The organism is Alkalicoccobacillus plakortidis (assembly GCF_023703085.1).
Classification (GTDB): domain Bacteria; phylum Bacillota; class Bacilli; order Bacillales; family Bacillaceae_D; genus Alkalicoccobacillus; species Alkalicoccobacillus plakortidis.
In genome coordinates this window covers 1,411,477-1,434,083 of sequence record NZ_JAMQJY010000001.1, presented here as the reverse complement: position 1 = coordinate 1,434,083, position 22,607 = coordinate 1,411,477, and the positions used below count along the sequence as shown (strand labels likewise).

The following is a 22,607-nucleotide window of genomic DNA, read 5'->3' as shown; positions in this document are numbered from 1 at the left end:
CATTATGGTTTAAAAGGTTGAAAGTTTAGTGAGTTTCTGAATAAAGAAGATTCCTCTCAGCCAAAGTGATTCATCCTTATAGGTTTCATAGTCAGCAGTATAAATGCCATCTTCATTTGTCCAAATACGTTCAAAATAGTCTCTTACATCGTTCATAATCTCGGTATCTGATGAGGCAGTAAGATAAATATTTGTCTCTAAATTTAGATCCTCGAGATTGCGACGAGTGAAATTTGCTGATCCACTAAGGATCTCCGATGTATGATCTGAATCAAGGAAGAGGATCTTTGGGTGATATTGCTCCTTCTCAGTCTCATACCAACGAATTTGCACATTGTCGTTACCTTCGTTCATTAATCGATAGGCAACTGGCTTATTAGGTAATCCGATTTTTTTATTGCCAAACGATTCGATGTTTTGGTCAAGAATAAGTTGAACAGAAACATTACGATTAGCTGCATCTATTAAAGCATCACATATGTTAGACTCTGATAAATATAGAAGAGCAATCCAAATCGTATCACCTTCTTGAGCTTCATTTATGATTGAGAGTGCACGTTCATGAATAGGGCGTTCAGTTAAAATTTGACCTAATACTTCTGACTGCTCGCCTACTGTTTCAGGCATGTATTCATTAGTTTTAATGGATTGATTTGCTGAGTATTGGGTAACAGCTTCTTCAGTAATGAGTAAATCCTCCAAGAGACTTCCTTTAAAAGCGATAGCTACATTGTTGTGGTATGCGCTCGCATCATGAGGGTTGCCTGAGCTTATAAGGGCTTCATGGTCGGTCAACACAACTTTTCGGTGATTGGCTTTACCAGTTAAGGAAGTAAGGTAAGAATGCAGGTTGGCGTCTTTTCCATTGGTACCTAGAGCATTAGGTAAGCCATCGATTAGCTTTAAGCTATCCCATTGTAAAAACAGTTTATAAAAGCCTGAATAAAGTGGATTGGAATCTCGTAATGAATCGAGGTCGCTAATAATGACAGGGATATCAGCCTGAGAAAGTCGTTCTAGATGATCCGGTTGGTTTGCACCATACATGGTATTTACTGGGTCAGTGATCACTGTAATCGCTACATTTGGATCGTCTTGTTTTTTCTTAAGGAGCGCATTACTCATTTCATCCGCCAAGGCAGGGAAGTTTTCATCTTCACCATAGATGTTATTAAAAAGAAACATATCAAATAGAACAAATTCATCTGCGTTATTAATCATTTCATTTATATAATCAAAAATATCTTGCTCAAGCACTCGGTTGTCGTTTTTTGCATAAGAAAGATCCGTTAGAAAAACGGGGTCAATCACAGGTTTTAGTTCACTTTTATACGATATGTTTTCATTCGGAAGCGGTCGATTGACTCCATAGGTGATGGTGCCAATATAAATAATGACAAATAGTACTGGAAGGATAAGTAGAAGATGTTTTTTGGTATATTTAGTTGATTTCATGACCTGCTCCTTTTATATCAATCTGACCTTACCATTCCTTAATAAAGTGAGTCTTAAACAATTGATTTTTGAAGCAATGGATGTGTAGAATAAAAATCAAATGAGTTTTTACCGAAATTCGTCGAACGAAAGCTTAGAAGAAGTAACAGGATATGCATGACTTTTATCGAAATAAAGAGATGGCTGCTCTAACATTGGATGACTTTGTTAGACAGAAAGAAGGAGTGTCAGGATGTATCGGTTTGATGAAGTAATTGAACGCAAAGGGACAAACTCTTTAAAGTGGGACGGATTAGAACAACGTTATGGAGCAAGTGATTTATTACCGATGTGGGTTGCAGATATGGATTTCAAAGCTCCGCAGCCTGTGCTTGACGCACTAACCAATCGAGTGCAACAAGGAGTGTTTGGATACATAACACCTTCTTCTTCTGTAAATGAAGCCATTGTTAATTGGGCAAGCCGGAGATATGAGTGGGAAATTGATTCAAGTTCAATCGTTCACACTGTTGGAATTGTGCCAACGATCAGCAATCTTGTGAAGGTGTTCACCGAACCTGGTGATGAAGTCATCATTCAGACACCTGTGTATTATCCTTTTTACGATGTCATTAGTAAAAATGACCGTTCAATTGTTAGAAACCCTCTGCTTCAAGATGAAAATGGGCAATTTACAATGGATCTTACTCAGCTTGAAGCGTCCATCACAGAAAAAACAAAAATGCTTGTTTTCTGTCATCCACATAACCCAGGAGGTCGGGTTTGGTCGAGACAAGAGCTTGAAGAATTAGCTGCTCTTTGTAAGAAGTATGATTTGTTGGTTGTATCGGATGAAATTCACGCGGATCTATTATTTGACGGATACAACCATATTCCGTTCGCGTCAATTAATGAGGATATGGCAGACCGGACATTCACATGTCTTGCTCCGACAAAAACGTTTAATCTTGCAGGAATTATTGCATCCTACATTGTCATTCAAAACAAGAAGAGACGACTGGATCTAAAAAGATATTTGGAATCTACTTTTATGAATAGTCCAAATTCGTTTGCCGCTTTAGCAACAGAAGTCGCCTATAATGAAGGGGAAGAATGGCTTCACGAGTTGATGCAATATGTTCAGCAGAATTATCAATTTACGGCAGATTTTATTCACACTAACATGCCAAAGATTAACGTGATCAAACCACAAGGAACCTATCTACTATGGCTCGATTTTAGTCAACTTCCATTAGAGGCAGATGAACGGAAGCAGTGGCTAGTTGAAGAAGCAAAGGTTGCATTAAACCATGGACCGATGTTTGGAGAAGAAGCAGAGAACTTTGAACGTCTGAATTTGGCTTGCCCAAGAGAAATACTTCAAAAAGGACTGAACCAAATCAAACAAGCATACGAAAAACAACAATTTTAAAAATAGGAGTGTGTGTCGGAGGGCTAATGAATAATTTACAAGATGATATGTTGGTGGAGGCGTATGTAAAAGCAAAAGAGCTTAGCTTAAGTGAAGATTTTATTATGCTTCTGCATCAAGAGCTTGAACAACGTAATTTACAGCATAAATTAGATTCACATTTTGCAGCTCCGACTATTTAACTGAGAGAAATTCACTTTTTCCAAGCAGGATTCTGAACGTGTGAGTTGAAGATACATGTTAACCGAATAATTAAGTCATATCGTCCACATTTATGAATAAGTTGATGGAGAGGATGGCGTATGAAAGTCGCGATGCTTAACTATTAAGTTCTTATAGAAATGGGGCATTTACAATGACATGTAAAAACTTATATGAAGAGCTAGTTGATGACTGCGAAATAAAACTTGGCAGAAGTTTAACAACGGAAGAAGAAGACTTTATTAAATGGATTGAAGAAAAACAAATTGAATCAGTATATAAGAATGTCAAAAGCTCTTAGCTGAAAAAATGAATCTAGGACAAGCTGTATACGGTATAGTAAGATATTGAGGCTGGAACTTTTAAGCGATCAAATTATAAACCCGAACCATTATGTGAGTGAGACAACATAATGGTTCTTTTTTTTTGTACATCAATTAAATAGGAGGTTGGGCTTTCGCTGCGGACATACACTCCGCTAGTTTGGGATGATTTTAAAATAGGATTAAGTTACTTACGGGTCAGTGAAATTTTATTAATGTTATACAGATAAATAAAATGATGTTCGTCTTTTAAAAACATTTATTTTTTGATTTTACCTCAAACTCTTTCAATTTTGGTTTGTTCCCGGTTTAAATTTGAGAAACACTAATTTACCCAATCAATTAAATTTCCAGTAACAATCTATAAAAATTTAACGCTCCAACATAGCGGACGGGATGGGGGAGGCCGACTCCAGTGGGATTTACGGGCAGGGTTGAAATACACTGGCGCTAGCCAGTTTAGTTCAACGCCCGCCCACGGAAAGCGTGCCCCCCATCCAAGTAGCGGAATGTCTGCAGAATCCATCTTCTCATGTGTATTTTTAAACCGAGCGACGGAATATTCTAGCTTTGTTTCTTACATTGCGCCGTATTGTGTAGGTAGTGAACAGATTTACTTAAGGAGCCCACTGTGTTTAAATAAGAATAGATCTGTATGTTCACAATGGGAGGTGTCAGTCTGTATGAAGACATTTAAGCTCTATGCACTCTATCTTTTGGCGGGAGACAATGAATCCATAAGACAAGAATCGATTCCTATAAAAGATGGGCTCATTATCAACATGGAAAACAAGGAACGAACTTGGTTTATTCATGCAGTTGTACCAAAAGAAAATTTGCGTTTTTTTGAGGGAGAACAAAAAGCAAACCGCCATGTCTTTTTGAATGTAATTATCACAAGCAAGGATAATCACCCAGCAGCGATGATTACAAGCATCGAGACCATTACAGAATTAAGTGACGGTTATAGCATCGTATTTAAAGGGCGGATTGTGCTTGGTCGTGATGATGTATTAGAAGATGTATTAGAAGATCTTTTAACAGATGGACATTCAACAGAAAGCCTGCTTGAGCGATTTAAGCAGAGGACTGAAAACCTTGAGTCTTACTCTGAAAAAACGTTAAATGAGGTTTATAAGGATTTAAAAGAAAGTGGAAAATACGTATTGTTATAAATGAATGATGAGAAGCTAATAGGTAGAGACCTGTTAGCTTCTTTTTTGTGCATGTATAGATACGAGTGATCCTCTTATACTAAGAACACCGTAAACATCTAAGAAGGAGGTGAAATACGTGCAGCAAAAAAGCATGTGGGGCATTATCTCCATTTCATCCATCCCGTTGGTTATGACACTTGGGAATTCAATGTTAATTCCGGTTCTACCAACAATTGAGAAAGAATTGGGCATTAGTTCTGTCCAAGTAAGCCTGTTAATTACTGTTTATTCTGTCGTAGCTATTTTATGTATTCCCATTGCCGGTTATCTATCCGACCATGTAGGCCGTAAACAAGTCATTATTCCAAGCTTATTTCTTGCTGCATTGGGTGGAGCGTTAGCTGGTATCGCAGCCTGGAAGATTGATTCTCCGTATATGTGGATTTTAGTTGGTAGACTGTTACAAGGTATAGGAGCAGCTTGGGCAGCACCGATTGCTTTTCCTCTTGTTGGGGACTTATTTACCACAGAAAAAGAAGTGAGTGCGGGTTTAGGTTTAGTTGAAACATCTAATACATTTGGTAAGGTAGTTAGTCCAATTTTAGGAGCATTTTTAGCTACCTTTGTTTGGTTTCTTCCCTTTTTTTCCTTTCCACTTTTTTGTTTCATTTCGATTGGAATGCTTCTTTTTTTAGTGAAAGTACCAGAACGACAAGATAAGCCGAAAAAATTTAAAGCCTTTATTCAAACCATAAAAGAAACATTTAAACGTGAGGGACGATGGTTGTTTATCGTTTTTTTTATTGGCGGTTTGTGTATGTATTTGATATTTGGGCTGTTGTTTTATTTATCAACAAGTCTTGAAAAAGAGTATGGCATTCATGATATGAAAAAAGGTTTGGTACTTGCGTTTCCACTTGCTGCGTTGTGTTTCTCATCCTATCTAACTGGAAAGCTAATTGGTCAAGATAAAATGCTAATGAAGTGGTATACGGTTGGTGGCTTGGCGATTGTGTCGCTCTCTATTCTGTGGATATCGTTCTCAAATGATATCTATGTGCTTTTAACAGCCTTATTTGCAGCAGGCTTAGGCATAGGCGCCGCATTACCCAGCTTAGATGCGTTTGTAACAGAAGGAATCAAACAAGAACAACGAGGCTCAATTACATCACTCTATAGCAGTATGCGATTTGTAGGAGTTGCTTTAGGGCCACCGGTTTTTGCCGCATTAATGAATGCAAATCATTTTATCACATTTTTTTTACATGCGATTTTGTGCTGCTTTGCTTTAGTACTTACCTTAATCATGATCAAACCCGAGAAAACAATCAAAAGCACATGGAGCTGAAGATGGACGATAAAAAGCAAAAGAAGGTATACTGCTTATAAAAGCCAAGGGAGAATTCGGTTATGCACACCTTTATGGATGCCTATCAGCGTGAGGTTCAACTTGCATTCAAAAAAGATCCGTTCTCAAGTATGCCTAAACATGTTTGGGTAATATGTATGTACAAGAATCAATGGTTATTAACCAACCATAAAAAGCGCGGATTAGAGTTTCCTGGCGGCAAAGTGGAGCAAGGAGAGAGTCCACTCGATGCTGCTAGGAGAGAAGTTTTTGAAGAAACAGGAGCCAGCGTGAAGACCATACAATACATTGGTCAATACACAATAAGCGATCAGCAAATTTGCAAGAACATTTATTTTGCAGAGATTGATGACGTGGAAGAGCAAAACAATTATTTTGAAACAGAAGGACCTGTACTAGTAAATGAATTACCGGACCAAATTGCTGAAAATCAAGACTACAGCTTTATTATGAAAGACGGGGTATTACAGTACTGTTTAGAGTACATACAAAATGTTCAAAAGTAAAAGGTGTGATTGACGTGGGGCAGATTATTCAGAAGCAGAAAGTTCCATCACCTCATCCAGACATCCACTTGTTCATAATCACGTATTGGAGTTCAGGGTTAAGAGTTAAAGGCTACCTTGCTGAGCCTACTTGGAGCTCATCCTTGCCAGGTCTGATTTATCTTCGAGGTGGAATCAAAAATGTCGGAATGGTTCGAGTTCAGCGGTTAATTCAATGGGCCTCGGAAGGTTTTGTTGTGTTTGCTCCTTTTTATCGTGGAAACCGCGGCGGAGAGGGTAACGAGGATTTTGGAGGAAATGACCGTGAGGATGCAGTGAGTGCCGTAGATGTGCTCCTAGAAAACAAACGTTATGATCAAAACCAAGGCATGCATGCGATCGGATTTTCAAGAGGTGGAGTAATGGCTTTGTGGACAGCTATCTATCGGGATGAGGTCAAAAGTATAATAAGTTGGAACGGGGTTACGGATATGTTTCTCACCTACGAGGAGCGTGTTGATCTCAGAAGGATGATGAAGCGAGTCATTGGAGGAACCCCTACAAAGTACCCTGAACGCTACCTGTGGAGGACCCCGTCACTGCAATTAGAATCAATGAAAGCATCGGTGCTTCTTATACATGGTGAGCAGGATGACCATGTCTCAATTGACCATGCTCATCGATTGGAGAAACAACTCCTTGAAAAAAAGAAGCCGGTTGAGAGCTTGGTACTTTTCAGCATACACGCATCAATTTCCACTAAAAGAGCAGCAACGTACCTTACATGAAGCGGCGATATGGATGAAAGCCCAATCTAAATAACGAAAAAAAGTGTCATCAAATGATGAACACTTTTTTTCGTTATTCTATCTTGGTCCAGCTTGAGTGATCTCATCAGCTAGGCCAGTAAATTTTGTGAAGTTTTGCTTGAAGTTATCTGCCAGCTCAGCCGCTTTTCGTTCGTAGGCATCTGGATTTGTCCAAGTTGATTTAGGTTGAAGAACCTCATCGGGAACTCCAGGGCACTGCTTTGGAATGTGTAAGCCAAACACTGGATCCTCGGTTGTCTCAACATTTGCTAATTCTCCCTGTAAGGCTGCTTGCACCATAGAACGTGTATGCGTAAGTTTCATCCGTTGACCTACTCCATATGGTCCACCAGACCAACCTGTATTAACTAGGAATACATCTACATCATGTGTTCTAATCAAGTCACCTAACATTGAAGCATAACGGTGTGCTGGCAATGGCAAAAATGGTGCTCCAAAGCAAGTAGAGAAGGTTGCTTCAGGCTCTGTAATGCCTCGTTCTGTCCCAGCAAGTTTACTTGTGTATCCAGACAAGAAATGATACATCGCCTGCTCACGCGTTAATTTACTGATAGGAGGTAAAACCCCAAATGCATCAGCAGTTAGAAAAATTATGGTATCTGGATGCCCGGCAATACTTGGCTCAAGTGCATTTGGAATGTAATCAATTGGATACGCTGCACGGGTATTCTCTGTTAGCGAGACGTCGTTGTAATCAGGCTCACCATTTTCCTCAGAAACCGCCACATTTTCAAGTACTGTTCCAAATTTAATTGCATTCCAGATCTGTGGTTCTTTTTCTTCAGAAAGATTTATGCACTTTGCGTAGCAACCACCCTCAATGTTAAAAACACCATTTTCAGACCAAGCATGCTCATCATCCCCTATTAATAAACGATCGGGTGATGCTGAAAGTGTGGTTTTACCTGTACCGGACAATCCAAAAAATAATGCCACATCTCCCTCTGCACCGGTGTTTGCTGAGCAATGCATCGACAAGACATTCTCCTCTGGAAGAAGGTAGTTCATAATTGAGAAAATTGATTTTTTCATTTCTCCAGCATATTCAGTTCCACCAATTAGAATCACTCGTTCTTCAAAGGAGATCATCACAAAGGCTTCAGAATTCGTTCCATCAATTGTCGGTTCTGCTTTAAATGTTGGTGCAGAAACAATGGTGAAAAGCTCACGATCAAGCGTTACATCCGTAGAGCTTGGGCGAATAAAAAGCTTGCGAGCAAACACTTGGTGCCACGCAAATTCATTAATGACTTGAATTGGTAGTCGGTAGGCAGTATCTGCTCCTGCAAAACCTTGAGAAGCAAAAAGCTCTTCTTTTTCACCAAGGTGAGAAAGAACTTTATGATATAACGAAGTAAAGACCTCTTTTGATATTGGCTTGGTTAACTGGACCCCAATCAATGGTGTCACGAACCGAGTCCTCTTGAACAACAAATTTATCCTTAGGAGAACGACCAGTGTACGCACCGGTTTCTACGCTAAGTGCGCCTGTTGCTGTAAGTATACCCTCACCTCTTTGGAGAGAGCGTTCAACCAAACGAGAAACAGATAGGTCATGTTTGGTTTGTGGACTTGATAATAATTGTTCTAATTTCACCGGGATATTCATGGTTTTCAAAGCGCATTCTCCTCTCGAATGATCATCTTATATGGTTGGTTAATGCTAATTAGTATAACACATTAATATTATTAGTCTATACTTTATGTGCGTCTTTTTAGATATAGTGATTAAACTTTGATTAACCTTGCTATGATTGACTTTTCAGTATCGATGTTATATAATTTTTCGCGAACGGATCTTATCGGAGAGCCGGCGGAGGGACAGGCCCAAAGAAGCCCAACAACCACCATTTTAATAAAATGGAAAGGTGCTAACCTGCAAGGCATTGCCTTGAACGATAAGAGGTTAAAGGACAACATTTCAACCCTTTTCCTCAGTAAGGAGGATTGGGGTTTTTTATTGTGTATATTTAATCTCAACCTGGTAATCAGGCTGATAAGAGAAGATTAGAATGAGTTGGAAGGGTGAAAAGAGATGGCAGAATTTAAAAGTCGACAGCTATTTACATCAGAATCGGTGACAGAGGGACATCCAGATAAGATGTGTGATCAAATTTCTGATGCGATCTTAGATGAAATCTTAAAGAAAGATCCTAATGCTCGTGTAGCATGCGAAACATCTGTGACTACAGGCCTTGTATTAGTTGCTGGAGAAATTACAACTAGTACATATGTTGATATTCCACGTGTCGTGCGTGATACGATTAAAGGTATTGGTTATACACGTGCAAAATACGGTTTTGACGCAGAAACTTGCGCTGTTCTTGTTTCAATTGATGAACAATCAGCTGATATTGCTCAAGGTGTGGACAAAGCACTAGAAGCACGTGAAGGGCAAATGACAGAAGAGGAAATTGAATCAATTGGTGCTGGAGACCAAGGTTTGATGTTTGGTTTTGCAACCAATGAAACAAAAGAGTTAATGCCACTACCTATCTCTCTGAGCCATAAGCTAGCTCGTCGTTTGGCAGAGGTTCGTAAAGAGGAGATCATTGACTATCTACGTCCAGATGCTAAAACGCAAGTAACAATAGAATATGATGAGCAAGGAAAACCTGCACGAGTTGACACAATTGTTATTTCAACACAACATCATCCAGAGACTACTCTGGAGCAAATTCAGCATGACATGAAAACTCATGTGATTAACGAAGTTGTACCTGCAGAGTTAATTGATGAACAAACAAAATATTTTATTAATCCAACAGGTCGTTTTGTCATCGGCGGACCTCAAGGGGATGCAGGACTTACAGGTCGCAAAATTATCGTTGATACGTATGGTGGATACGCACGACATGGTGGGGGAGCGTTCTCTGGTAAGGATGCAACGAAGGTTGACCGTTCTGGAGCATATGCTGCTCGCTATGTAGCAAAAAACATTGTGGCTGCTGGCCTTGCTGACAAGGCAGAGGTACAGCTTGCATATGCAATTGGTGTAGCCCAACCTGTATCAATAGCGGTTGATACATTTGGAACAGGAAAAGTATCAGAAAGTGAACTTGTTACACTTGTTCGCAAAAACTTTGATCTTCGTCCAGCAGGTATTATCCGTATGTTAGATCTACGTCGTCCGATCTACAAGCAAACGGCTGCTTACGGTCACTTTGGTCGTACGGATGTAAGCTTACCGTGGGAAGAAACAGACAAAGCGGCTGTATTAAAAGAACAAGCAAGTATTAAAACGGTTTAATCTATTTCAAAAAAGCATCCAACAATCATTTGATTGTTGGATGCTTTTTATTTTACTAAGACTGCATTTGTTTATAGAGTTGACCTTTTTCTACATATTCTGTACGAATTCGCTCCATATCAGCCAGGTCATCATCATTAAGGTCACGAATCACTTTTGCAGGACGACCAAAAGCAAGTGTATTTGGCGGAATAACTTTACCAGGAGGCACTAAACTGCCTGCTCCAATAAAAGCACCTTCTCCTATAACAGCTCCATCAAGTATCGTTGATCCCATTCCGATCAATGCCTTTTTATGGATGGTACAACTATGTAGCATCGCTTGGTGTCCAACTGTAACATCATCCTCAATGATGAGTGGATACTTTGGACTTTGATGAAGCAAGCTTTGATCTTGGATATTTACTCGTTTCCCGATGCGTGTAGGGGAGACGTCTCCGCGAATAACCGTTTGGAACCAAACACTTGATTCATCCCCTATTTCTACATCACCAGTGATCGTAACGTAATCGGCAATAAAGGCACTTTCAGCAATAAGTGGCTTTTTATTTTGATATGGATAAATCATATGTGCTCATCCTTTCCGTCTCATAAAAAAAACGCTATACTTAATTCTAACGTAAAATGATAAGAAGGTAAAAATTCAACAAGATTCTACTGTGGAGCAAGGAGATGATCAGTGTGTGGAAATGGGAAGTAACAGAGCCTAGAGGTGTAGTCGTCATGGTTCATGGAGCAGGTGAGCATCATGGACGTTACCAATGGCTAGCTAAGAAATGGAATGAGCATGGATTTGACGTCATCATGGGGGATTTACCTGGTCAAGGTAAAACACGAGGTCGACGTGGTCATATTCAATCCTTCCAGCAATACTTAGATACTGTAGAAGAATGGCTGAATGAAGCAAGGCAAAAACAACTTCCAATTCTACTCCTTGGACACAGTATGGGCGGATTAATCTCTATTCGTACCGTGATGAAAAGAGATAATTCATTAATCTATGGAGTCATTTTATCTTCACCATGTTTGGATTTAAGCCATCCATTACCAAAAGCAAAAAAAGCGGCCTCTAAAGTTTTGCAGCATGTTGCACCTACCTTTAGTGTGAACTCCGGTATTCGATCAGATCGAGCAACACGTAACCAAGAGGTTATTGAAGCCTATTTAACGGATCCACTTAAAGTAAGTAAAGTGTCTGCGAGATGGTACCAAGAATTAGAGAAAACAATGCGTGTGACCAGACGTTATCCAGAAAAATTCCCTAATATCCCTTTGCTAGTTCTTCAAGCAGGTGAGGATTATTTAGTTGATAAAAATGCAACGCAAGAGTGGTTTAATCATTTAATCCTTACTCAAAAATCATTTAAAGAGTGGGAAGGCTTATACCATGAGCTATTTAATGAACCAGAGAGAGACGAAGTTTTTCGACATGCCATCAGTTTTGTCAACTTGATGTTCCCATAATACATTTTTGAAAACAGTGAGCACACGGGGTGCTTGCTGTTTTTTTGATTGGCGAGGTGTGGGTGGAGCAATGGACGCTGGAATTGGAGCAATGGAGGTGAGAGTGGAGCAATGGACGCTGGAATTGGAGCAATGGAGGTGAGAGTGGAGCAATGGACGCTTGGAAATGGAGCGATGGAGGGAAGAGTGGAGCAATGGGCCATGGAAATGGAGCGATGGAGGGAAGAGTGGAGCAATGGGCCATGGAATCAAAACGATAGAGGGGAGATTGAAACTATAGCCCCTGGAATCAAAACGATAGAGGGGAGATTGAAACGATAGAACGCGAAATCAAAACGATGGAGGGAAGATTGAAACGATAGCCCCCGGAATCAAAACGATGGAGGGAGGAATGAAACGATAGCCCCTGGAATCAAAACGATGGAGCAAAGATCGAAACGATAGCCCCAAAAATCACAACGATAACTCACAAAACTAACTCACAAAACTAACTCAACAACAAACAACAAAAACCTCCTCACATCAATTGAGTGGGGAGGTTCTCTTGCTTACGATCTAGCTTCGCCTCTTTTTAACAGTTCTAGCTTTCCAGTCTCAGGATGGATCACTAAACCATGGACAGGAATTTCTTTTGGCATTAGCGGGTGGTTTTCTACAATATCAACGCTATGTGTAACGCTCTCTTCTACGTTTGCAAAGCCAGTTAAAAATTGTTTGACGTCAACTCCTGCGTACTCAAGTGGTTCAATGACATTCATGTCAATGCCTCGTGCTTCCGCTTTTTTGAGGAAGCTTTCTGATTCAAGTCCGGCCATTCCGCAACCGTGATGACCAATAATCAAGACTTCTTCTGCTTGAAGCTCAAAAACGGCAAGTAGGATACTTCTCATGATACTTCCGAAAGGGTGAGAAATGACGGCCCCTGCATTACGGATAATCTTAGCATCTCCTTGTCCAATATTCATCGATCTAGGGAGAAGCTCTGCCAAACGAGCATCCATACATGTTAGGATGACTAGTTTTTTATTTGGAAATTTGGTGGTTTGATAGTTTTCGTATTCTTTTGTTTCAACAAAATGTTTGTTATATTCAAGAATGTTATCTAAATTGGGCACGTTCGTCACTGCCTTTCAAATGTATTAGCGTTTTTCAATTGCTATGATAAAAGGTGGAGCGTTTTTTTGATTAATAAATCCATATTGGAGTACATGAGCTTTCTCCTGAGGTAGTTGCTGTACATAGTCGAGAACGGCCTCTTTTTCAACGGCCCCTTCGGCATGCCCGTGATAAATCACAAGGACAATAATCCCTCCTGCTGCATGGCATCAAACAAACCATTAATCGCTGTAATCGTTGTTTCTGCTTGAGTTGTTATACTCTTATCACTGCCTGGCAGATATCCGAGGTTAAAAATGGCTGCTTTTAAAATTGACAGGTGCTCAGGAAGAATCTTTTCAACGGCCTGTTCGTGTCCGGTATGGAACAAATGAACTCGATCTGCTAGTGATTCATTAAGGAGCCGAGTTTTTGTAGCAACAATAGCCGTTTCTTGTACATCAAAACTATAGACGTGACCTGTTGGACCTACAAGCTTTGCCAAATAGCAGCTGTCATGACCATTGCCAGCAGTGGCATCAACTGCTGCATCACCTTCAGTTAAAGCTTGTGCAAGCAACTCACGGGCAAAAGGAAGAATGCCTTTTAGCTTCATTGTGATAGTTGCTCCTTCTGATAATGAATACCCTGCCACGTACCTCGGTCCTTTAATTCCTTTTCAATACCGTTTAAAACATCCCATTTGTTCATACTCCACATTGGACCAATAAGGAGTTCTGGAGGACCGTCGCCAGTCAAACGGTGAACAATCATGTCCTCTGGAATCACTTCAAGCTGATCTGCGACTAATTTCATATACTCGTCCATATCCATTAAATCAACAAGGCCTTTTTCATATTGCTTCACCATACCTGTTTTCTTTAATAGATGTAGTAAGTGAATTTTGATTCCTTGTACATCAAGCTTGGCTACTTCTTTAGCTGTATCGAGCATCATCTCAGTTGTTTCAAGTGGTAAGCCATTAATGATATGGGAACAAACTCGTATACCGTGCTTTCGGAGCTTAGCGACGCCTTCCTTATAGCATTCATAATCGTGAGCACGATTAATGATAGTTGCGGTTCGCTCGTGTACGGTTTGTAAACCTAGCTCTACCCAAAGGTACGTGCGTTCATTTAATTCAGCTAAATATTCTACAACATCATCAGGCAAACAATCGGGCCGAGTTGCAATGGAAAGGCCAACAACTCCTTCTTGCTTGAGGATCACTTCAAAATAATTCCTCAAAGTTTCTACGGGTGCATAGGTATTAGTGTAGGCTTGAAAATAACCAATGTACTTACCAGTTTTCCACTTCTTATGCATACGTTCTTTAATCGTATGGAATTGTGTAACTAAGTCATCTGTCCTGTCCCCAGCAAAATCTCCGGAGCCTCTTACACTACAAAAGGTACAACCTCCGTGTGCCACATTCCCGTCTCGATTGGGACAATCAAAACCGGCATCAAGTGGTACTTTAAATACCTTGGTTCCAAAATGGTCACGAAGATGTGCACTCCATGTGTAATAGCGTTTATCTACAAAGTGTGCAGGTATATCGTTTACTGCTGAATTCATCAAATCTACCTTCCTGTGTCTTTCAAAATTAATAATAATGAAGTCTTAATTTTATCCTTCATTTTATCATGCAATATTACGAAGAGCCAATTTATTTAAGAATTGCTTTTCCTGATAAATTACCATAGCATTACTTCTGGGGTTTCTTATAAGGAATACAGAGGAGAAGGTTGGAATGCCAAAGTCCATTTGGATTTTATTAATCGCAATGACCATGAGTATTACGGGTGCTTCTTTTTTGTGGCCATTAAATGCGATCATTATACATGAAGAGCTTGGGAAGTCGCTTACAGTTGCCGGTTTTATTTTGATGCTAAATTCTGCTGCCGGTGCTTGCGGAAATCTACTTGGGGGGAAATTGTTTGACGCAATTGGCTCTTATAGAACGCTTATGATTGGTGTTAGTATCGCCTCGCTAAGTGCTTGTTTTCTTGCATTAAATCATAGCTATTATTTTTATATGTTTTTACTTATGGGTATAGGGTTTGGCTCTGGTGTTATGGCACCCGCTCTTTACGCATTGGCTGGAACTTTATGGCCAGAGGGAGGGAGGCGTCCGTTTAATGCGATATATGTAGCCCAAAATGTAGGGGTAGCACTTGGAACAGCATTAATCGGCGTCATAGCGATGAACGAGCTTACCGCTGTCTTCCGGGCAAATGCGTTTATGCATATTGCTTTGTTTTTGTTTGTCCTTATTGCTTTTCGGAAACTTGAAGCGAAACCAACAGGTACAGTGATTATGAAACAGACAGAAAAAATTCCTTTTAAATTGCATTTTCGTTTTCATTCATTAATTTTGATTAGTATTGCATTTGTGATTTGTTGGATGGGCTACACACAATGGCAGGCAAACGTATCAGTGCATACACAGAATTTGGGCTTATCACTCGGATCATACAGTTTATTTTGGACTGTGAATGGCCTGTTAATTGTATGTGCCCAACCGCTTCTATCTTGGATTATTAAAAAATGGATCCATGGAATCAAAGGTCAGATGATTACTGGTGTTATTTTGTTCATCATTTCATTTCTAGTGTTGACACAGGCAGGACAGTTCGCAGGCTTTATGACAGCAATGATCATTTTGACAATTGGAGAAATGTTTATCTGGCCAGCCGTACCAACAGTCGCAAGCCAATTGGCCCCTCCTGGTAAAGAAGGCTTTTATCAAGGGCTTGTGAATAGTGTAGCCATGATGGGCAGGATGTTTGGACCTGTACTCGGAGGTTTTATCGTGGATCTGTTCTCGATCTACGTATTGTTTTATGTTCTGGTGGTTATGCTTGTTCTATCAATACCATTTTTAGTTGTTTATGATTTTCCTTTAAGGAAGTTACGTACTACTTCTAGGCAATCGCCTTAATTTTGATAATTCTGAGCGCCCGCTTGACAGAGAGGTTACAACTTCATACAATACTAGTAAGTTCATACGATATGTTGATGTTAACGAGGATTAGTAAATGTATCTGGGAATGCAGAGAGTTGGCGGAAGGTGCAAGCCAACCGAACAGGTAGATTGAACTCCCCTTCGAGTCTTGAGGGTGAAACAGGTAGTAGCCTTCAACGGGTCACGTCCGTTATTTGTGTAAAGAGTGAACAGAGAAATACTCTGTTAATCTGGGTGGTACCGCGGGATAAGCATAGATGCTAACTCTCGTCCCTGATAATTAATTTTATTAGGGGCGGGAGTTTTTTGTATGCAAACGGACTCATATGCTAACAACTTACTGGACCATAATTGAAAACAGGAGGAAATGTAATGTCTTTTTCACATAACAAGATTGAAACAAAATGGCAGTCGTATTGGGAGCAAAACAAAACGTTCCAAACAAATACGGCTAGTGATAAACCAAAATTCTATGCTTTAGATATGTTTCCATATCCATCTGGAGCAGGGCTACATGTTGGTCACCCAGAAGGAATGACAGCAACGGATATCCTTTCAAGAATGAAACGGATGCAGGGCTACGAAGTGATGCACCCTATGGGTTGGGATGCTTTTGGCCTTCCTGCTGAGCAATATGCCATTGATACAGGTAATGCTCCGGCGGCATTTACACAGTTGAATATTAATACTTTCCGTAGACAAATTAAAGAGCTTGGATTTTCTTATGATTGGGATCGTGAAGTAGATACAACCGATCCAAATTATTATAAATGGACACAGTGGATTTTTATTAAGCTTTATGAAAAAGGACTTGCTTATGTAGATGAAGTCGCTGTGAACTGGTGCCCAGCACTTGGAACAGTATTAGCAAATGAAGAGATTATTGATGGCTTAAGTGAGCGTGGTGGTCACCCAGTTGAGCGTCGCCCAATGAGACAATGGGTTTTACGTATTACAAAGTATGCTGATCGTTTGCTTGAAGACTTAGATGACCTTGACTGGCCTGAAAACTTAAAAGATATGCAACGAAATTGGATTGGTCGGTCTGAAGGAGCAGAAGTTGATTTCCAAGCTTGTGGGCTTTGATGATGTAATTTCTGTATTCACAACGCGTCCAGATACACTATTTGGTGCAACCTATATGGTATTGGCACCGGAGCACAAGCTAGTTTCTACGATTACAACACCTGAGCAACAAGAAGAAATTGAAGCGTATCAGAAAAAAGTCGCTACAAAAAGTGATCTTGAGCGTACAGAGCTTTCTAAAGAGAAGTCCGGAGCTTTTACTGGTGCATATGCAATCAACCCAATTAATGGTGAAAAAATCCCTGTTTGGATTGCCGACTATGTATTAGTTAGCTATGGAACAGGTGCTATTATGGCTGTTCCTGCACATGATGAGCGTGACTATGAATTTGCTAGTGCATTCTCTTTACCAATACGTGAAGTTGTGGCTGGTGGGAACGTGGATCAAGAAGCCTATACAGGTGATGGGGAGCATGTAAACTCTGACTTTTTAAACGGATTAGGAAAAGAAGAAGCGATTACTAAGGCAATCGCATGGCTTGAAGAAAAATCAGTTGGTACTAAAAAAGTGACGTACCGTTTACGCGACTGGTTATTCAGCCGTCAGCGCTATTGGGGAGAACCGATTCCAGTTATCCACTGGGAAGATGGAACATCAACAACCGTACCTGAAGATCAATTGCCGTTACTTTTACCTGAGATGGATGAAATCAAACCTTCTGGAGCTGGTGAATCTCCATTAGCTAATGCAACCGAGTGGCTAGAGGTTATTGATCCGAAAACAGGCAAAAAGGGCCGGAGAGAAACCAACACCATGCCACAGTGGGCAGGAAGTTGCTGTATTACCTTCGTTATCTTGATCCGGATAATTCAGAAGCCTTAGCTGATCCAGAAATCTTAAAGGAATGGCTGCCAGTTGACATGTATATTGGTGGACAAGAGCACGCAGTATTGCATTTATTGTATGCTCGTTTCTGGCATAAATTCTTGTATGATATTGGTGTGGTTCCAACAAAAGAGCCGTTCCAACGCTTGTACAACCAAGGTATGATCTTAGGTGAAAACAACGAGAAGATGAGTAAGTCTAAAGGAAATGTAGTGAATCCTGATGATGTAATTAAAACTCATGGTGCGGATACGTTGCGCCTGTATGAAATGTTTATGGGACCACTTGATGGCACAATTGCTTGGTCTACAAACGGCTTAGACGGTTCACGTCGTTTCCTTGAGAGAATTTGGCGTCTATTTATTGAAGAAGTATCAGGGGACTTAAGCCCAGTTATCACTGACACAGAAGGTTCTGAAACCTTAACTCGTGTGTACCATCAAACCATTAAAAAAGTGACAGAAGACTTTAAGGAACTACGCTTTAACGTTGGGATTTCTCAGATGATGGTCTATATCAACGAAGCGAATAAACAAGAGACATTGCCAAAAGAGCAGATGGAAGGATTCGTTAAAATCCTGTCACCAATTGCACCACACTTAGCTGAAGAATTATGGTCAAAGCTTGGACATACAGATACGATTACGTATGCAGCATGGCCAGAGTATGATGAAGCTAAGTTAGTGGAAAATGAAGTAGAAGTCGTTGTGCAAATTAACGGCAAGCTTAAAGCGAAACTTGTTATTCCAGCAGATGCCACTCGTGAGCAAATGGAAGAGCTTGCTCGTGCAGACGAAACGGTACAAGGCGCGATCGCTGACAAAAATATACGAAAAGTGATTGCTGTACCAGGGAAACTAGTAAATATTGTTGTAGGTTAAAAAGAAAAAGCCTGTCCCAAAAGCCATGAAGATGGTTTGATGGGACAGCTTTTTTATTTAGTGGGGGTATGTTTGTATAGGCGTACTAAGAATCAATTCCTAGATAACTTTGGGACTTTCACAGGTCGAGAAGAATAAACGATAACCATGTTTTAACCCTTTTACATTTATGTTAACATAAACTTTAACATGGTTAACAAATGAAGAGATTGTGAGGTGTGCTATAAATTGAGGGTAGTATTTAGTATTATCTTAGCTGTTGCATTTATCTATTTAAGTTTCAGTGCATTTGAAAATGACATTTACACTAAATGGATCTGGTTAGCTGTCGCCATTTCTTCTATAATAGGTGCAATCGTAGAGTGGAGAAAACATTATATTAAGCGTTATCAAAAATACTGATGATTCCCGGTGCCCTAATATCTTTAGGTGGATTAAGTTAACTAAAGAGACCGTTGTTCTACCAAGAGTATTGCTTAGTTTAATAAAAGCACGTCTCCAATGAATACTGAACTAGAGGCGAGAGCTAGGTTACATATAAAAACACCCTAAAAGGTGGTTTTGTCCTACCTCCTTTTAGGGTGTTAAATAATGATCTACCTTAGTTGGTTAGAGTTCTCTCAGCCGCAGATTTTCCAGCGGTATATCCAGTAGAGAAGGCACAAGTAATATTGTACCCTCCTGTGTAACCATGTATATCTAACACTTCTCCACAAAAATAAAGTCCTTCTGCCTTTCGAGAGTGCATCGTTTTTGGTTCAATTTCTTTGACGGACACTCCGCCACCGGTCACAAATGCTTTTTCAATTGAAAGGGTGCCAGTTGCTTGGATTGTAAACTGCTTCATTGTTTTAGCCAGTTGGCGAAGAATATCGTGTGATGTATTGGCACATGTCGCTTCTGCATTTATCGAATGAAGTTCGTACAAATAAGATTGCATACGTTCCTGTGTGATGCCTTTCAGAACAGTTTTAAGCTGTTTCTTTGGTTCGGCTTTTACAAGCTTCCAAAGCTCTTGAAATAAATCTTCCTCAGACTTCCCAGGAAATAAATCTAATCGCAGTTCAATCGTAGGTACATCAAACTTCTTCAGTGCTTTCACTACATATTGACTGCAGCGAAGGGCCGCTTGGTCCTGAGATACCAAAATGCGTAAAGATCATATCACCTTCATGAGTCTTAATGATCTTGCCCTTAGGGTTAATAACGGAGAGTTCAATGTCACGCACAGAAAGACCCTGTAATACCTTCTTTTTAATAAATGGATCTAGGGAAGTGATTGGGACTTCGGTTGGATACAGCTCAGTAATGGTATGCCCTGCTTTGCGTGCCCAAGGGTATCCATCTCCTGTAGAACCTGTGTGTGGAACAGACTTGCCGCCTGTAGCTACGATAACGGAGCTGGTTGTTAGCTCTTGTCCATCCATTAACTTAACAGCAGCAACTTTGCCTTGCTCGTAATTAATTGTTTTGACAGCTGAATCTGTCCATATCGTCACGTTTAACTCGCGTATCCGAGTTAGCAGGGTTTGAACAACTGTTTGTGCTTTATCATTAATCGGGAACATTCGTCCGCGATCTTCTTCTTTTAATTGAATACCTAAGTTCTCAAAGAAACGAATAATATCCTCATTATCAAACGTTGCAAATGGACTGTGCATAAATTTACCGTTCCCAGGAATATGCTCAATCAGCTGCTTACGTTCCATTCGATTTGTCACATTACATCGTCCACCACCTGAAATGGCTAACTTTCGACCAAGTTTGTTTCCTTTATCTATTAAAAGCACACGTGCTCCATGCTCGGCTGCAGCTACAGAAGCCATTAATCCGGATGGGCCGCCTCCTATTACAATTACATCATACATAAAAATCTCCTTATCAGATCCACTTTAGGGCTGTATTTTGCTTTACTTATACTATCATAATTTACTCGAAAAGAATAAAGAAGCTGAATAATAAAAAGGGATACACTTAAAATAAGGAAATTCTTTCAAAGGTTTATCACAATTTGAGTTGAATCTGTTAAACTGTTAAAAAGGATGTAAGCGCTTAAATGAATGAATTGAGAGTGGTGGTTTTATGATCAATTGGGGATTAAACCAACTCCACAGTATAAAAAATAAAATCATTATGATTGCGATATTGCAATTGGTGTTTTTTTGTCTTATGGGTGTAATAAGCTTTCAAGTGTTTACAGCCGTCTATGAGAAGGAGGTTTACAATGAATCCGCTAATACACTAAAGATTTCATCTACAGTTTTGGATGAAGAATTAAAAAAAATTGAACAGATTTCTTTTCAGATTAGTACCGATCCAGTTTTTCAAAATTATATGGAAGGCATTAATTATGAGTATTATGGATACGATGTGTATCGTACAAAGCGGTTTTTACTTGAAAGATTAAATGCCTATTATTCTCAGGAAAGATATATCTCCTCCATTCAGATGTTAGATACATTTGGTGAATATTATGTTGTGGGAAACCAACCCATTAGTCATCTGATGAATCAAGAGTGGGCAGAGGAGATGCAGACCGCAAGTGGTGCTAATGTGTGGAGATCTCTTTCTGATCAAGGCATTTTAGTTTCAACAAGAGAAATGAGAAAGTTAAACGATCTCAGTCTTTCTTATTTGGGTTCTGTTTTTATTACGATTAATATGGAGGACTTTATTTCAGATACATTAAATCTTTCAGATGATAAAAGCTTTGTCATTATGAAGGATGATGAAGTGATGTTTGCAAAGGATTTTCCAGAAGGAGCAGAGCCACTTCTAGAGGATCGAACAACGACTAACTATCAGATAAAAAAATGGGCTGACAGTGAATATTTTTTAACCTCTCAGAAATCAAGACATTCAGAGCTTATGTATTTCAACATCTTGCCTTTTGATGAAGTTTCAGGTCAGACTAGCATGTTAAACAAGCTTATGATTGCCTCGTTTATTCTTTTTTTAGTCATCATCCTACTCATAAGTCGTAAATTGGCACGAACCATTTCTAAGCCATTGGAAGAACTGACACAAAAGATGAAGGAAGCAGAACAAGGGAATTTTAGGCCTCTGGATGAGGATAAAAGCACTCATTTAACTGATGAAATTGGTCAGCTTCATACTAACTTTAATTCTATGATTCAGAAAATTAATACTTTAATAACTGAAAATTATTCAAAGCAACTCATTATAAAAGAAACAGAGTATCGCGCGCTGCAAGCACAAATCAATCCGCATTTTTTGTACAACACATTGGACTCAATTAATTGGCTAGCAAAGATTAATAAACAGGAGGATATATCACGTATTGCGGAGTCGTTAGGAAATATGATGAGAACGATTATAAGTAAAAAAGACCCTCTGATCCCAATTCAAGAAGAACTAAATATTGTTCATCATTATATGGTCATCCAAAAATATCGTTATAAAGAGAGACTTATCTTTAACATGGAGAAACCCGAGGTACTCAACGACTATAGAATTCCAAAACTCACTATTCAACCAATTGTGGAAAATGCCATTCAACATAGTTTGGAAGAAATTATTGAAGAGTGTGTGATACAAGTATCCTTAAAAGTTTCAGATGAGCATCTGCATATTTCTATAAGTGATAATGGTGTAGGTATGAGCCAGGAAACTATTGACGCTATCTACGCGGGAAATGTAAAGCCAAAAAGATCAGGAATAGGGCTTTCTAATATTATGGAGCGAATTCGCTTAATGTTTGGTGATCGTTATGGAATTGAGATTCAAAGTGAGATTGATGAAGGGACAATAGTTACAATAACACTTCCCACTGTTAAGGAGTGATG

General features: G+C 39.6%; 16 protein-coding genes, 5 pseudogenes, 1 riboswitch and 1 other annotated feature. Of the genes and pseudogenes, 14 read left to right on the top strand and 7 right to left on the bottom strand.

Features of this window, described 5'->3' with window-relative positions; all coding sequences use genetic code 11:
- Positions 1 to 9: 9 nt before the first annotated feature.
- On the bottom strand, positions 10 to 1,455 hold the full coding sequence (locus tag NDM98_RS07670; RefSeq protein ID WP_251605963.1) for a phospholipase D-like domain-containing protein: 1,446 nt from the start codon (positions 1,453 to 1,455) through the stop codon (positions 10 to 12).
- Between the two features lie 232 nt (positions 1,456 to 1,687).
- Between NDM98_RS07670 and NDM98_RS07665 the strand changes: the two genes are divergently transcribed.
- The 7 genes and pseudogenes from NDM98_RS07665 (at position 1,688) to NDM98_RS07635 (ending at position 7,223) form a co-directional block, all read left to right on the top strand.
- Entirely contained in the window at positions 1,688 to 2,866 is a 1,179-nt protein-coding gene (locus NDM98_RS07665; protein WP_251605960.1) for a MalY/PatB family protein, read from the top strand.
- A 26-nt stretch (positions 2,867 to 2,892) separates the two neighbouring features.
- Positions 2,893 to 3,048 carry a sporulation histidine kinase inhibitor Sda gene (locus NDM98_RS07660; RefSeq protein ID WP_251605957.1) on the top strand — a complete coding sequence of 52 codons (156 nt, stop codon included), beginning with the start codon at positions 2,893 to 2,895 and terminating at the stop codon, positions 3,046 to 3,048.
- 173 nt (positions 3,049 to 3,221) lie between these two features.
- Positions 3,222 to 3,368 carry a hypothetical protein gene (locus NDM98_RS07655; RefSeq protein ID WP_251605954.1) on the top strand — a complete coding sequence of 49 codons (147 nt, stop codon included), beginning with the start codon at positions 3,222 to 3,224 and terminating at the stop codon, positions 3,366 to 3,368.
- A 705-nt stretch (positions 3,369 to 4,073) separates the two neighbouring features.
- Positions 4,074 to 4,565 (top strand): YwpF-like family protein, encoded by a 492-nt coding sequence (locus NDM98_RS07650; protein ID WP_251605952.1) that lies wholly within the window; start codon positions 4,074 to 4,076, stop codon positions 4,563 to 4,565.
- Between the two features lie 118 nt (positions 4,566 to 4,683).
- Positions 4,684 to 5,895 carry an MFS transporter gene (locus NDM98_RS07645; RefSeq protein ID WP_251605949.1) on the top strand — a complete coding sequence of 404 codons (1,212 nt, stop codon included), beginning with the start codon at positions 4,684 to 4,686 and terminating at the stop codon, positions 5,893 to 5,895.
- Between the two features lie 62 nt (positions 5,896 to 5,957).
- Complete coding sequence (gene ytkD / locus NDM98_RS07640) at positions 5,958 to 6,422, top strand: RNA deprotection pyrophosphohydrolase (RefSeq protein WP_251605946.1); 465 nt, start codon at positions 5,958 to 5,960, stop codon at positions 6,420 to 6,422.
- 8 nt (positions 6,423 to 6,430) lie between these two features.
- Positions 6,431 to 7,223, top strand: a pseudogene (locus NDM98_RS07635) (alpha/beta hydrolase family protein).
- Positions 7,224 to 7,267: 44 nt separating this feature from the next.
- On the opposite strand, the pseudogene pckA reads toward NDM98_RS07635, so the two are convergent.
- Positions 7,268 to 8,849 (bottom strand): annotated as a pseudogene (gene pckA / locus NDM98_RS07630) (phosphoenolpyruvate carboxykinase (ATP)).
- Between the two features lie 178 nt (positions 8,850 to 9,027).
- Positions 9,028 to 9,136, top strand: a riboswitch (SAM riboswitch).
- A gap of 130 nt (positions 9,137 to 9,266) precedes the next feature.
- Here pckA and metK point away from each other — a divergent pair.
- Positions 9,267 to 10,481: a methionine adenosyltransferase gene (gene metK / locus NDM98_RS07625; RefSeq protein ID WP_251605944.1), complete on the top strand. Its 1,215-nt coding sequence runs from the start codon at positions 9,267 to 9,269 to the stop codon at positions 10,479 to 10,481.
- Between the two features lie 55 nt (positions 10,482 to 10,536).
- On the opposite strand, the gene NDM98_RS07620 is transcribed toward metK, so the two are convergent.
- Positions 10,537 to 11,049, bottom strand: coding sequence for a gamma carbonic anhydrase (locus tag NDM98_RS07620; RefSeq protein ID WP_251605942.1), 513 nt, complete (start codon positions 11,047 to 11,049; stop codon positions 10,537 to 10,539).
- 113 nt (positions 11,050 to 11,162) lie between these two features.
- On the opposite strand from NDM98_RS07620, the gene NDM98_RS07615 reads away from it, so the two are divergent.
- Positions 11,163 to 11,945, top strand: a complete 783-nt coding sequence (locus NDM98_RS07615) for an alpha/beta hydrolase (protein ID WP_308807692.1) — start codon at positions 11,163 to 11,165, stop codon at positions 11,943 to 11,945.
- Positions 11,946 to 12,056: 111 nt separating this feature from the next.
- Complete coding sequence (locus NDM98_RS07610) at positions 12,057 to 12,266, top strand: hypothetical protein (protein ID WP_251605940.1); 210 nt, start codon at positions 12,057 to 12,059, stop codon at positions 12,264 to 12,266.
- A 227-nt stretch (positions 12,267 to 12,493) separates the two neighbouring features.
- Here NDM98_RS07610 and NDM98_RS07605 read toward each other — a convergent pair whose 3' ends face one another.
- The 3 genes and pseudogenes from NDM98_RS07605 to mnmL all read right to left on the bottom strand — a co-directional run bounded on the left by NDM98_RS07605 (position 12,494) and on the right by mnmL (position 14,618).
- Positions 12,494 to 13,060 carry a beta-class carbonic anhydrase gene (locus NDM98_RS07605; protein ID WP_251605937.1) on the bottom strand — a complete coding sequence of 189 codons (567 nt, stop codon included), beginning with the start codon at positions 13,058 to 13,060 and terminating at the stop codon, positions 12,494 to 12,496.
- 24 nt (positions 13,061 to 13,084) lie between these two features.
- Positions 13,085 to 13,656: pseudogene (mnmM, locus tag NDM98_RS07600) on the bottom strand (tRNA 5-(aminomethyl)-2-thiouridylate-methyltransferase MnmM).
- Complete coding sequence (mnmL, locus tag NDM98_RS07595; protein ID WP_251605936.1) at positions 13,653 to 14,618, bottom strand: tRNA modification radical SAM protein MnmL/YtqA; 966 nt, start codon at positions 14,616 to 14,618, stop codon at positions 13,653 to 13,655. Before mnmL ends, mnmM begins: the two are co-directional and overlap by 4 nt.
- A 175-nt stretch (positions 14,619 to 14,793) precedes the next feature.
- On the opposite strand from mnmL, the gene NDM98_RS07590 reads away from it, so the two are divergent.
- The 3 genes and pseudogenes from NDM98_RS07590 to NDM98_RS07580 all read left to right on the top strand — a co-directional run bounded on the left by NDM98_RS07590 (position 14,794) and on the right by NDM98_RS07580 (position 19,203).
- On the top strand, positions 14,794 to 15,984 hold the full coding sequence (locus tag NDM98_RS07590) for an MDR family MFS transporter (protein ID WP_251605935.1): 1,191 nt from the start codon (positions 14,794 to 14,796) through the stop codon (positions 15,982 to 15,984).
- Positions 15,985 to 16,055: 71 nt separating this feature from the next.
- Positions 16,056 to 16,286, top strand: a binding site (T-box leader).
- Positions 16,287 to 16,380: 94 nt separating this feature from the next.
- Positions 16,381 to 18,801 (top strand): annotated as a pseudogene (leuS, locus tag NDM98_RS07585) (leucine--tRNA ligase).
- 216 nt (positions 18,802 to 19,017) lie between these two features.
- Positions 19,018 to 19,203, top strand: coding sequence for a hypothetical protein (locus tag NDM98_RS07580; protein WP_308807691.1), 186 nt, complete (start codon positions 19,018 to 19,020; stop codon positions 19,201 to 19,203).
- A 199-nt stretch (positions 19,204 to 19,402) separates the two neighbouring features.
- Here the strand turns inward: NDM98_RS07580 and NDM98_RS07575 are convergent.
- A pseudogene (locus NDM98_RS07575) lies at positions 19,403 to 20,669 on the bottom strand (BaiN/RdsA family NAD(P)/FAD-dependent oxidoreductase).
- A gap of 214 nt (positions 20,670 to 20,883) precedes the next feature.
- Here NDM98_RS07575 and NDM98_RS07570 point away from each other — a divergent pair.
- Positions 20,884 to 22,605: a sensor histidine kinase gene (locus tag NDM98_RS07570; protein ID WP_251605933.1), complete on the top strand. Its 1,722-nt coding sequence runs from the start codon at positions 20,884 to 20,886 to the stop codon at positions 22,603 to 22,605.
- Positions 22,606 to 22,607: the final 2 nt, after the last annotated feature.